Annotated in this window: 7 protein-coding genes and 2 pseudogenes; 5 read left to right on the forward strand and 4 right to left on the reverse strand. The window is 38.5% G+C overall.

Translation table 11 applies throughout. From position 1 onward, the window contains the following. Window positions 1–168 precede the first annotated feature (168 nt). Complete coding sequence (locus A4S05_RS27275; protein ID WP_069072921.1) at window positions 169–1,491, reverse strand: KamA family radical SAM protein; 1,323 nt, start codon at window positions 1,489–1,491, stop codon at window positions 169–171. 305 nt (window positions 1,492–1,796) lie between these two features. Continuing rightward, a complete protein-coding gene (locus A4S05_RS27280; protein WP_069072922.1) occupies window positions 1,797–5,333 on the reverse strand; it encodes a WD40 domain-containing protein in 3,537 nt (1,178 codons plus the stop codon). A gap of 389 nt (window positions 5,334–5,722) precedes the next feature. Between A4S05_RS27280 and A4S05_RS27285 the strand changes: the two genes are divergently transcribed. Together A4S05_RS27285 and A4S05_RS39450 are read left to right on the forward strand one after the other, a co-directional pair. Then, window positions 5,723–6,103: a hypothetical protein gene (locus A4S05_RS27285; protein ID WP_069072923.1), complete on the forward strand. Its 381-nt coding sequence runs from the start codon at window positions 5,723–5,725 to the stop codon at window positions 6,101–6,103. A gap of 348 nt (window positions 6,104–6,451) precedes the next feature. After that, on the forward strand, window positions 6,452–6,682 hold the full coding sequence (locus tag A4S05_RS39450; protein WP_084227290.1) for a hypothetical protein: 231 nt from the start codon (window positions 6,452–6,454) through the stop codon (window positions 6,680–6,682). A 177-nt stretch (window positions 6,683–6,859) separates the two neighbouring features. Here A4S05_RS39450 and A4S05_RS27290 read toward each other — a convergent pair whose 3' ends face one another. Next, on the reverse strand, window positions 6,860–8,191 hold the full coding sequence (locus A4S05_RS27290; protein ID WP_256091193.1) for a flavin-containing monooxygenase: 1,332 nt from the start codon (window positions 8,189–8,191) through the stop codon (window positions 6,860–6,862). 1,011 nt (window positions 8,192–9,202) lie between these two features. Here A4S05_RS27290 and A4S05_RS43670 point away from each other — a divergent pair. The 3 genes and pseudogenes from A4S05_RS43670 to A4S05_RS27295 all read left to right on the forward strand — a co-directional run. Then, window positions 9,203–9,316 (forward strand): annotated as a pseudogene (locus A4S05_RS43670) (integrase); the annotation flags it as partial. A gap of 39 nt (window positions 9,317–9,355) precedes the next feature. Then, window positions 9,356–9,436: pseudogene (locus A4S05_RS40655) on the forward strand (IS1 family transposase); the annotation flags it as partial. A gap of 1,075 nt (window positions 9,437–10,511) precedes the next feature. After that, window positions 10,512–11,285 carry an MlaE family lipid ABC transporter permease subunit gene (locus tag A4S05_RS27295; RefSeq protein ID WP_069072925.1) on the forward strand — a complete coding sequence of 258 codons (774 nt, stop codon included), beginning with the start codon at window positions 10,512–10,514 and terminating at the stop codon, window positions 11,283–11,285. A 157-nt stretch (window positions 11,286–11,442) separates the two neighbouring features. Here A4S05_RS27295 and A4S05_RS27300 read toward each other — a convergent pair whose 3' ends face one another. Next, the gene (locus A4S05_RS27300) at window positions 11,443–11,889 is read right to left on the reverse strand and encodes a hypothetical protein (RefSeq protein ID WP_069072926.1); all 447 of its coding nucleotides are present in this window, start codon (window positions 11,887–11,889) and stop codon (window positions 11,443–11,445) included. Window positions 11,890–12,056: the final 167 nt, after the last annotated feature.

Consider the following 12,056-nt stretch of genomic DNA (forward strand, 5'->3'; position numbering starts at 1 on the left):
GCAGAAGATGAAATTGGTTGATTTTTGCAGAATTTGGAGAACCAGACCAATAAAAACTCTTAAAAGTTTCTAGAAAGAAGTATAAATTAGTTCCCAGTCCCCAATCCCCAATCCCCAATCCCCAATCCCCAATCCCCAGTCCCCAGTCCCCAATCCCCAATCCCCAATTCAACTTTGTATTTTCAGAATTTCCTGTAACTTATTCTCATAAAAAAATTCCTTTTCTCCCATAGCTGGAACTAAATCAGTTAACCAGGTTGCTTTCTCGTCATAACGTGCAAAGAAAGGACGTTTACACCAATTGGGATCGCGTCCTTGCAAAAAAGAAAGTACAAATACTTTCTCGCCATAAATCTCAGTTACGCCATCCACTGCAACTTTACCCGGTAGTGCTGACATGACTGGGCCACGAGCGGTACGAGCTAACCCAGACACTTTTTGTATTGCTGTTTGATAAATTTCCCAAGCTCGAATAATTGGTACTTCAAAGCAATGTTTTGCTCCAGTATCTCGTTCCATAAACATATAGTAAGGAATGCAACCAAGACGAACTTGTTCTTTCCACATCTTTATCCATACTTGCGGAGAATCATTAATTCCCCGCATGAGTGGCCCTTGGGTGCGAATCTGTGCGCCTGTACTACGAATGCGTTGGAGCGCTGCTTGAGCAATTTCAGTTTTGATTTCTGTCGGATGATCGTAGTGCGCCATAATAGAAAGATGTTTGCCTGAGCTAGTTACTTTCTCAAACAAACGTAAGATATCATCAGCATCTTCATCTGTAACAAAGCGATAAGGCCAGTAAGCGATCGATTTAGTACCAATCCGAATTGTTTGAATATGTTCAAAACCAGAATTTAGCAGTGGTTCAATATATAAAGCCAGATGTCTAGCTTTCATTGTCATTGGATCTCCGCCAGTAATTAAAACATCTGTGACTTCTTGATGTTGGCGGAGATACTCTTGGAAAAGTCCTGATTCACGGGTAGCAAATTTCATTCCGTCCATTTTCACAAACTGCGGCCAACGGAAGCAAAATGTGCAATATGCATGACAAGTTTGGCCTGCTGTCGGAAAAATTAAGACTGTTTCGGGATATTTATGTTGAATTCCTGGTACTTGTTTTCCGTCTAAAGTGGGAATATTATGTACCTGTCCGGCTGGATGGGGGTTAAGTTGCGATCGCATCGTATTTACTACTTGACGCAGGTCTTCTGGTGTAGAATTTTGCAGATGCCAAATAACCTTGTCTAGAGATTCAGGAGTCAACATTTCTTTTTGAGGAAAGGTAAGGCGAAAGATGGGATCATTGGGAATATTCTCCCAGTCAATCAGTTCCTCTACTACGTAATTATTGACACGGAACGGCAATACTTGGGCAACTGCTTTCATTGCCAAGCGGTCTGCTGTTGAAATTTTTTGCAGTTGAGGCAGCCGATCTATATCTTTAATTTCATATAACTCAATCTTTTTAGGTTTAAGTTGTGACATTTAATTATTATTTTTAATTTATATAAAATACAAAAATTATCTGGAAACTATAATAAAAACAAGTTTGTTTTGGTAAATCATCCAACCGATATAATTTGGCACAATGGCAATCCTCACAAAAAAATAATGAGATTTAACAAAAAGAAACTAATACGCATTTAAAATATAGGAATCCGCTTTGATTTCTGAACTAATTTGCGTAGACAGGCAACAGGAAAGAAGGCTTCTTAGTTGTACTGAGTTTTTTCAGAAATCAAATATGAGTCCTATAGTGCAATTAAATAACATTATGATTAGTTAACCAATTAATCTTCAATAGCACCCAATTCTTTAAGTGTATTTTTTTGTTCTTCCCCTAGACCGGAAATACCCTTGATATTCATTCCTTCATAAGGTCTTTTTGACATGAGTGTTTTGATACACTCTCCAGTTTTGACATTCCATTGCTTAATAGCTCCATCCTGGGAACCACTATACAAAGTTCCATCAGAACTAAAGGCAACAGAACGAACCCAATTACTATGTCCTTGCAAAATAATCAGACGTTTACCTGTGTCAACATCCCAAATTTCTATAGTGTGATTAACACAAGCACAGCCAATAATCTTACCATCAGGACTAAAAGCAACAGAACGTATCCAATCATTATTGACTAAAATTTTGGAACATTCGCCAGTCTGAACATCCCATAGCCGTACTGTTTTGTCATCACCGCCACTAGCTAATAGCCCTCCAAATTGTCCTTGAAAAGCAACAGACCATATTCGCATAGTATGTCCTTCCAAAACCCGAATACATTCCCCTGTATGAACATTCCATAGCCGCAGTGTTTGATCATCACTTCCACTTGCGAGAATTTCACCATCAGGGCTAAAACTGATAGACTGCACCCAATTTGTATGTCCGTGTAATGTTTCAAAGCATTGGCCAGTCCTAATATTCCATAGCTTAATGTTGCAGTCAATACTGCTACTAGCTAGAATTTGACCATCATAACTAAAAGCAATAGAGCGGATGCGATCGCTATTTTGCAAAACTTTCACGCACTGTCCACTCAGAGTATCCCAAAAGCGGATAGTTTGATCATCACCACCGCTAGCTAATAGTCCCCCAGGAAGCGGGCTAAAAGCAACAGACCAAAGTCGGCCAGCGTGTCCTTCCAAAGTGCTGATACATTGGTTAGTCTGAACATCCCACAGCCTGACGGTTTTATCATCATTACTACTAGCAATTATCTTCCCATCTGGACTGAGGGCTAAATCGTGTACCCAATTAGTGTATCCCTGCAAGATTTGGATGCATTGATAAGTCTCGATGTCCCAGAACCGAACGGTTTTGTCATAGCCACCACTAGCGAGTGTTTTTCCATCGGGACTAAATGCAACAGAGAGAATAGAATTACTGTGCGCTTCTAAAGTTTTTAATAATTTCCCTGTTTGAATATCCCAGAGTTTCACAGTTTTGTCGTCGCTACAACTGGCAATAATCCCTCCTCCTTCTGAAGAAGAGATGGGACTCAAGGCTATAGAATGGATTAAATTGGTGTGTCCTGACAAAGTGTTTAATAACTTCCCCGTTTTAACATCCCAGAGTTTCACAGTTTTGTCGTCGCTACAACTGGCAAGTATTTCCCCATCAGAACTAAAAACTACAGACTGGACTAATTTGGTATGTCCCTTAAGAGTTTTCAAACATTTACCTGTTTTTACATCCCAAAGCCTAATAGTTTGGTCAGCACTACCACTAGCGAGTATTTTTCCATCAGGACTAAAGGCAACAGAACGAACAAAATCATTATGATCTTCTAAAATTTCCCAGCATTTTTGGCTATCTAGATCCCAAAGTCTAATGGTTTTATCACTACTAGCGCTGGCGACAATTTTGCCATCATGACTGAAGGCAACAGACCTGACCCAGCTATTATGTCCATCAAGTTTCATCAGTTGTTTTTGGCTATCAACATCCCAAATTTTCACAGTATGATCATCACTACAACTGACTAAAGTTTTACCATCGGGACTAAAAGCAACAGTTCTTACCCAGTTATCATGTGCCTTCCAATGAAATAGTTGCTCACCATAAGTAGCTTGCCAAAAGCTAATTCGACCATCAGCGTCACCTGTAGCAACAATTTCTCCATTTACAGGGTTAAATGCCACTGATAAAATACTATCGAATATTCCTGTAAATACAGATTTAGATAAGTCAGAGTTAGCAAAGTTGACATTATGCAAGTTTACACTTACTAGGTATGCTTGCCATATCTTAAAATTGGAAAAATCACACCCATTTAAATCAATTCCTTGATGACAAAGAAGGTTAATAATATTCCCCCCAGCATAGCCTGATGTCAAAGGAGTATTTACTTGCAAGAATTTTATTATTTTTAAGAGATGTTCTTTAATTCGGTCTTTATTACCAAATCTATTAATTAACTTTTCAACAACTGGTACTAAAATCAAACGAATTTGGGCATTTCTGACCTTTCCTTCTGTCTGCGCTTTGAGTAAGGCGTGGCTTTTTAACAAGGAAATATTTTCTAAATTAATCTCAGAAACAATTTCTTCACAAACCTGGTTAACAAATTGGCTAATGATATATTCCATCACTACAGCTTGAAGCATGAATTTCGCCAAACCCTTCTCGTTAAAAATTAGTGATCGCCGCCGCAGAGATTCTAAAGCTTCTATTAATTGTGGTTGTGATGTAGTTGAAATAATATCTGCTTGTAATTCGCCAAAAGACGTAGGCTTGCAATTAATTCCTAGCCAGTATAAAATTTCCTTTTCTAAATTCGATAGCCGATTAAACTGCTGTTCTAGAAGGTTGCGAATATCTCCAAATAATACGGAAATATCACAACTAATGAACTCTGATATATTGCTACCAAAAACTTCTTGAATTGTATTGCAAACGATTTTTAAAGCTAAAGGATTACCTGCATATTGATTAATTAACTTGTTCCAGTCTTTCTCTGAACCCAGAAAATCACCTTTGCCTACAAATATGCTTTTTGCAGCGATCTTTTCTAGCCCACTTAGCTGCAATGATCGAACTTTAAGATTATTCCCTTCTAAGGTGACGATTTCTTTCGGACTTTCACGACTAGTTAAAATCAAACAGCTTTGATGAGGCATTTCCCCAACTTGCCGGAAAAATTCTCCATATTCTTCATATCCTTCTCGATATTGTCCGACATAATCACCTCCAAGTAGGACTGACTCAACATTATCCAGTACCAATAAACAGCGATGTTTCCGCAAAAAGGCAATCAATTGCGAAATTCCTACTTCTTTAGGCTCATTCTTTTTAGAGAAAAACTCAATCAGGTCTGCAAAAATCTCCTTAACAGAGGGTGCATGACGTAGCGATCGCCAGATAACATACTCAAACTGTCCCTGAATTTTCTGTGCCAGCTTAATAGATAAGGCTGTTTTACCAATTCCCCCCATCCCGAATATTCCCACCAGTCGGGAACGATCTTTATTTACCCATTCCTCTAAAACCTCTAACTCCGACTCACGCCCAAAGAAAACCGGGACATCAGGCGCTTCGCCAAAATCATAACAGGATGAGGCATTAACTACTGTTGATAACTGATATCTTTCCTGGAAGATACTCCTGATTACCTCTAATTTCCCAGGAGTACTCCCAGCAATGTCAAACTTTTGGTAAACCGAACCAAGTCGCTTTCGCACTGCGGCTGCACTAATTTCGAGAGTGGTTGCAATAGATTCTGCCGTTTGGCCAGCTAAAGCTAGAAGTAAGGCACTTACCTCAGCCTCAGATACGTTGTGTTCGGCTGTAACCGCTCTCAAGAAACTTTCAGGAATTTCCGTCATGAAGTAAATTTCTCCAGCCAAAACTATTTATATATATATGTGAGGTAGATGTGAGATATATCTCTACTTATTTATCAAGAAAGGCTGTTTTCCTCCTGCCTCCTGCCTTCTGCCTCCTTCAACGGGTTTCCCATTCCCTAGTCCCGTGCCTTGGCGTAGCCCGTCGTAGACATCGCCTAGCATTTATACACAAAAGCGTATTGACAAGCCACTACTAACTATACTCTAAATTATCAATTGTTATCAACTTGTTAATTCTACTTATCAACCTGATTGACAAGATTAATCAAGTAAATGTAGAATCTATAACAATAAATGTAAAATCGATAACAAATTAGGTGTGAATCGCGAGGATAGCTGAAGTAACTAGCACTGAGGTACCCCACATTATGCCAACACCTGAAACTTCAAATTCTGCTCAGGAATTATTTGAGTTGCTTGAGAAAGATATTCTTGCCTGTCACACTTGCAAGGATGGAATAATTGAAGTGACTATCCGCAAGATCGGAACCGAAGAGTTTGAAGTGCGTGTCATCTCCTTCCGAGGTTCTTTTCGTTGCGTTCATGCGGATCTAAATAGGTATTTAGAGGAGTTACCGACAGATACCCAAAGTCAGATATCTATCTATCGCGATCGCTTTCGAGTGGGATTGAGGGGATTGTTAAAGAAGGGGTTTGGATTACTCAGCCTAGACTTTTCTAAATGCAAGAAGGGAAATACCGCGCCGATATTTGGCTTGATGGTATCTGAATTGTTGGATATTGACTGATTTTAGTTGTTTTTGTTGATTGCTCTAAGTAAGTAGGTGAGAATAAACCAAATTATGTTACGAAATGTAAATAGGCTTAAAACCCTTATCAATGACTAATGACAAAAGACAAATGACAGCCCCCACCAGTTAGTTTTAATTGCACCGACTTACTTAGCTAATTACCAGCTAGTTATTTCATCTCAAGTTTTAGAGAAACAGTAGAAAATTGTTTTCGTTCTTGAGGTGAACAAGTGAATAATTTTCCAGCCCAAGAGAGTCTAGGAAAAGACTACAACAGGGTTGATATGGTACTAAAAAGTGCCACGTCAACCCTGTTATTTTGTATTTATTTATCAGGAGGAAAACATGGATACGAATCGTCACAGCTTTTTATTTCGTTTGACTTCCCAGTTCATTAAATATTTTGCATTGGGATTATTTGGTCTAGCGATCGCTTACGTTTTGTCAGCTATTTTCGGAAGCTCACATATTGCGATGAATTTACTACCCTTTGTTTTCTATTGGGTTATTTTCCGGTGCGGACTTATTCTTCTTTGCTTAATATTGACGACAGTAATTTTAGAATCTGTTCGTTAAAATATCACAAAGAATATTCGACTTTCACATCTTCAATCACTCTCAACGAATATCCTCATCCACTCAACATGAACAATATTGCTGCTAGTGTGAAAGGGTGAAAGTCTGAATTCCTTTGCAAAGCTTTTTATAGCTGTGAAAAATTTCGTTTAAGGTTGTTTTCTGGCTACTTTTAGTTTATGTTCTACTAACTAATTTTTGTAGCAATGGTGGGAGTGGATGATTCTCAAACTGGGAATACTGGGAATCAATTCGGTGAGCTTTTTGAACCATCCGTTTAAAAAACAGATTGACTAATTTTAATTCCCGAAAAATCTTTTGCGGATCTTCAAGATGGGTTGTGGGTAGTTGCTGTCCCATTTTTTTGAGGACTAGACCCATAGGAATTTTAATTTCATCCTGGAGTTCAAGAAAACGGGTAAATATGGGTGCAAAAGCGGAAAATAAAGAACCAGCACCCCCTCTAGCTTGTCCCCAACCGATGTAGTAAATTCCTTTGTAATCTTCAAGAAATGACCCTCCATAACATTTCACTGTTGCTCCTTCCACCCGTTGCAGTTCTGGAGGTAAAAATGGATAGGCTACATGAAAACCAGTTGCACAAACAATTAAATCAAAGGTTTCTCGACTACCATCCGCAAATTCAACTTCCCCACCATCTAAATGTCTTACCTCTGGCTTATAGGAAATGCGACCGTGTTTAATATAGTAAGGCACCTCATTATTTAAGGTCGGGTGCTTATCAAAAATTCGATATTTGGGTTCGGGTAGACCATAATCTTTGTGCTTACCGAAGGTTAATAGAATAATTACATAAGACATAAACCTCTGAAACCATTCTGGCATCCACCATTTAGTTAAATCGGAAACTGGAACACCTACAAAGGTTTTGGGAATAAACCACACAGATTCACGCATACTCAACACAGATTTAGCTCCCACCCTAGCTGCTTCTGCGGCTATATCACAAGCTGAATTCCCTCCACCAATCACCAGAACTCTCTTACCATATAGTTGCTGGGGATTTTTATAATCTTTGGAGTGAATTATTTCCCCATCAAATTCTCCTGAGAATTTAGGAAAACGTTTGCACCAATGATGACCATTACAAATGATAATCCCTTTGTAAATTTGCTGTTCCCCATTATCAAAGGTAACTTCCCAGAGACTATTTTCAACAGGTCGCACGTAGCTAACTTGACGATTCAGTTCAATATTTTTACGTAACTCAAAATGGTCAGCAAAGGAGTTTAAGTAATCCCGTATATTTTTAGCGCTGGGAAAGTCCGGATAACTATCCGGCATGGGGAAATGGGTAAATTGGGTAATCTTCCGTGATGAAATAATGTGTGCAGTTTCATAGACACCATGATACCAATTTCCACCAATGTCATCGCTGGCATCAACTTGGTCGTAAGGAATATTCGCACTCTTGAGCGCTTCAGCCATACCCAATCCCACAAAACCAGCCCCAAGAATTAAATGCTTGTGAGTAGTGTCCAACATCATTCTTAATTTTACTTGACTATTTTCTAAACTCTTGAAACATACCGAGCTAACTCACTCAAAAAGAGAGAATATCTCGTGAGGATATGAAAATCTTGGGCTATAACATCAGAGAATATGTGCAATTTCTTGGCAACAATACCTCTACTTGTTGCTCTCATTACCTGTGTTCGGTCTGTTGTCATATCTTCCGTAAAACCCTGGCTTCTCTTGGCTAGAGTTCCATATCGTTCTGATTGCAGAATTGGAGTGCGACTAAAAAATTGAGAAACATCGGGAAGCTTGACGTTATATTCCTTAACTTCATTATTGTGTTTATTTCTGCCGACTTATTATTAGCTTCAAATGTTAGGTTAACTGACGATGCCTAACTGTAGCAGTGAATACGGTATTTTAGTTAAAAAAATGCTTAAAATATCTCTAGAAAATATCAATTAATCCAATGCAAAACTAATTCATGTCATTCGTGGCACCAATTATATATGAGGCTGCGCTTGATTTATGTAGAGGTAATACCCTGCGTTAATCTGCTTTGCATCTACATGAATTTACCCTACAGCGGAGTTTTTGCTAAGTCCTCTATGCACATATTCAAAAAGAAATAGCATGAGAAATAAAATCGTTTAAAAGTTTAGAAAACTGTACTTTTAATTTCGGGTTTTTTCACATTTAAATTGAATTATTATAGAACTCCTATTTGATTTTTTAAAAAACTAAATACACATCTATTCCCTTCTTTCTGTACCCTGTTCCCTCCCTACACAAGTAAGTTCATAAATCCAATCTAATTCCTATATATTCCTCTTTCGTAAAAAAAATGGGTAAAATCTTAATTCTTCTTTGTCCATAAGAAATAACGTCGAATTCTGTATTGGAAATATAAACAAATATTCGACTGTTAATGAACATAACTCTACAGAAGTAATACTTTTGAAATTATCTATCCAAAGTAGTAAAGTAGATAAATATTTTGTTAAAAAGTTTCTAAGCAAAGTAGTAAAATATTGATTTATTAACGGCAGTTATGATGCAAGCACTCTGGACTGGTCAAAGTTGCGTTATCAGCATACTGCTGCGGTTAGGTCAGTGCTGATGGAAAAATACAGCCCTGCGATCGCTAATCAAATCGGCGTTGCATAATAGAGTGATAAATTGAGGTTATCTACTGTGCAATGTCCATACTGTGGATATACGGAAATCCAGAAGAATGGAAAGCGAAGAGGTAAGCAAAATCACATAAAATCAAAAACCCGGTCATTAAGACCGGGTTTTGAGTGGAAACAATGGGGCTATATTCCCCGAAGGTTAGTTATAGAAGTTCAGTATAATATCGATGCTCTTGATATGTACTACCACCCCATTGGTATCGATTCCGGAAAATTAACTAAGAATTTTTGAGTAGCCTTCCTTCGTCTCCCAAGATACAGCAACTAACTGGTAGCGTCAGCGTGTAGGATAGAGAAATATTAATTTTCCTACTTTTGCTGATGAACAATGGATTTGGTAGCTGGCAAGAATGGCTAACAGTATTCGCCTATCTAGGTTTCACTGTCTTTATTATCTGGCGGGTGTTTACCGCCGAGAAGAATTAAAAAAGCTGCATACCATCTCACCAGGGGCTTTTTGCTCAAAGGGCAAAACAGTCCCGCTCTCTTGAACCTTTACTCGTTCACGACAATTGTAAACCTCGGTGGGTCTTTTTACTCCATCTACGCTAACGGTTGCCCTGTATTCTCAATAATTTTTGGCACTTCGGCTAATACTGAGAATGCAAATCTGGTGGCGTAAACCGTCGTAGACATCGTAATTGCGGCATACAGATGCAAAAGCCGGATTTACCACGGAGAAAGGCAGTATTAATAGGAACATACATATTATGTATTTAATTCTGTTCATAAAAAATTATTTGGAATTATTTGGCAATATTATTAAATTTTTAAACCCTTTTAGTTGAGTCAATTACTTTTCCCAGTTTGATAGACCAGAGATTTTAACTCCCTAGCATACAAAGCATCAGAACCGCAGCAAAAAAAGCTCACATGTTTTATGTACTATTTTCGGCTAAAGTTTACTAAGCTAAATTGAACCATCCCCAAACACCTCCTCTACTTTGAGGATAAACATCTAGTGCGTCTGTTCATGTACCATACCCTAATACCAATTCCTAATATCCTGCGGGAAGCAACACTTTTTACGTCTACGTAATTGAGAAAGTCAGATTACATCTGGCTGAGTTTCCGCCATTTGTATCTGTATGTAGTCTTATTTTGGAGAGTTTAAATAACCTAATGTGCAAAAAAAGTCAGTCGTAAGGACGATAAAATTGCAACCAAAAACAAATTTTGAGCAACCTTGGATTACACGCTGTTTTGCAGCAGTATTGCTTTTCGGTCAGGTGTGGCTACATTTACTCCAAGGAAAAACTTACTATCGCAAGATTCTGCAACATCTGGTGACTGCTGGCCCAGGTTCTATCTCTCCAGTTCTACTTGTCAGCGGTTTTGCCGGTATGATTTTTACTATTCAGACAGCGAGAGAATTAGTCCGATTTGGGGCTGTCAATGCTGTGGGAGGTGCTTTCGCCTTAGCTTTTTGCAGAGAATTGGCTCCAATTTTGACCGCTAGTATTATGGCTGGACAAGTTGGTTCTGCTTTTGCAGCAGAAATAGGTGCAATGCGAGTCACCGAGCAAATTGATGCACTTTATATGCTCAAAACTGATCCTATTGATTATCTAGTACTTCCTAGAGTAATTGCTTGTTGTTTGATGGTGCCTTTGATGACGGTTTTGGCTTTAGTTACGGGCATCATCGGCGGAGTTTTTGCTGCATCACAGTTTTACAAAATTATTCCCGAAACATTTTTAGAATCAGTTAGAAATTTTTTACAACCGTCAGATTTGTTTATTATTTTGCTAAAAGGGTTTATTTTTGGAGTGCTGGTTGCTGTCATTGGCTGTAGTTGGGGTTTAACTACTAGAGGGGGAGCAAAGGAAGTAGGAGAATCGGCAACAAAAGCAGTTGTTACTAGTTGGGTGTCAATTTTTATTATGGATTTTTTCCTCTCTCTAATGCTATTTGAACAGCCTGCATTTTGAACTTAAGTATTGAAAAACAAGAGAAGAAAAATATTCCCGACTTGTTTAAGGAGTTGGGAATCTGAGCTAAACAGTAAGTTATGGGTAATGTAATAGTGATTCTGAAGCGTTGGCGCAGCCCAACCCAGGCATTGCTAGCTTTTTCGGTTATATTTGATCACGTTAGCGGAATTTGGGAATATATTAACTTGTAGATTAGCGCACCCAAAGCTAAACCTCCCAATGAAAAAATAGATGCAGTGTAAAAGGCTAGTCCTTCCCTAAGACCCGCTCTTTGAAAATCTATCCTGACTAATATAGTCGCTGAAATGATGAGTAAGGTATCAAGAAATACTCGAAACCAGGCAATCATGATAAAAAATAAGAAAGCTGCTAAGACGGCAACGCCGAAAGACCTGGTATTTGATTGAAGCAAAATACTGTAGTAATATGTCATCTTCGGCCAAGGAGCAGTCAACGTTACTAGTAAAAGCAAGATAGCAACTACAGTTGCCACCCACACAAACAGAGGGGCACGTGTTTCAGATATTACCCAGCCCAAAGTACTGTAACTCAGCAGTACTAGCGCCAGCGACACCCAAGGAACTCTTTTCAAAATTGACATGGGTTTATATTTCTAGTACAGGGTCAAGATCCCATAACTAAGTCTAGTAACTCAAGACTTTATTTTGCTTGAGGGCTTGCTCAGTTGATGATGGTTGTTCTCCCTCAAAGATATCCCAGTATAAAAGGAGTTTTTCACGATGTGGCTATCAATGAGACGAGAAACTA

The sequence above is a fragment of the Nostoc sp. KVJ20 genome (assembly GCF_001712795.1).
GTDB lineage: Bacteria > Cyanobacteriota > Cyanobacteriia > Cyanobacteriales > Nostocaceae > Nostoc.

What these genes read in the sequence shown, in the direction of transcription:
- A4S05_RS27275 (WP_069072921.1), bottom strand. Translation starts at nt 1,491, where the DNA reads ATGTCACAACTTAAACCTAAAAAGATTGAGTTATATGAAATTAAAGAT.
- A4S05_RS27280 (WP_069072922.1), bottom strand. Translation starts at nt 5,333, where the DNA reads ATGACGGAAATTCCTGAAAGTTTCTTGAGAGCGGTTACAGCCGAACAC.
- A4S05_RS27285 (WP_069072923.1), top strand. Translation starts at nt 5,723, where the DNA reads ATGCCAACACCTGAAACTTCAAATTCTGCTCAGGAATTATTTGAGTTG.
- A4S05_RS39450 (WP_084227290.1), top strand. Translation starts at nt 6,452, where the DNA reads ATGGATACGAATCGTCACAGCTTTTTATTTCGTTTGACTTCCCAGTTC.
- A4S05_RS27290 (WP_256091193.1), bottom strand. Translation starts at nt 8,191, where the DNA reads ATGATGTTGGACACTACTCACAAGCATTTAATTCTTGGGGCTGGTTTT.
- A4S05_RS27300 (WP_069072926.1), bottom strand. Translation starts at nt 11,889, where the DNA reads ATGTCAATTTTGAAAAGAGTTCCTTGGGTGTCGCTGGCGCTAGTACTG.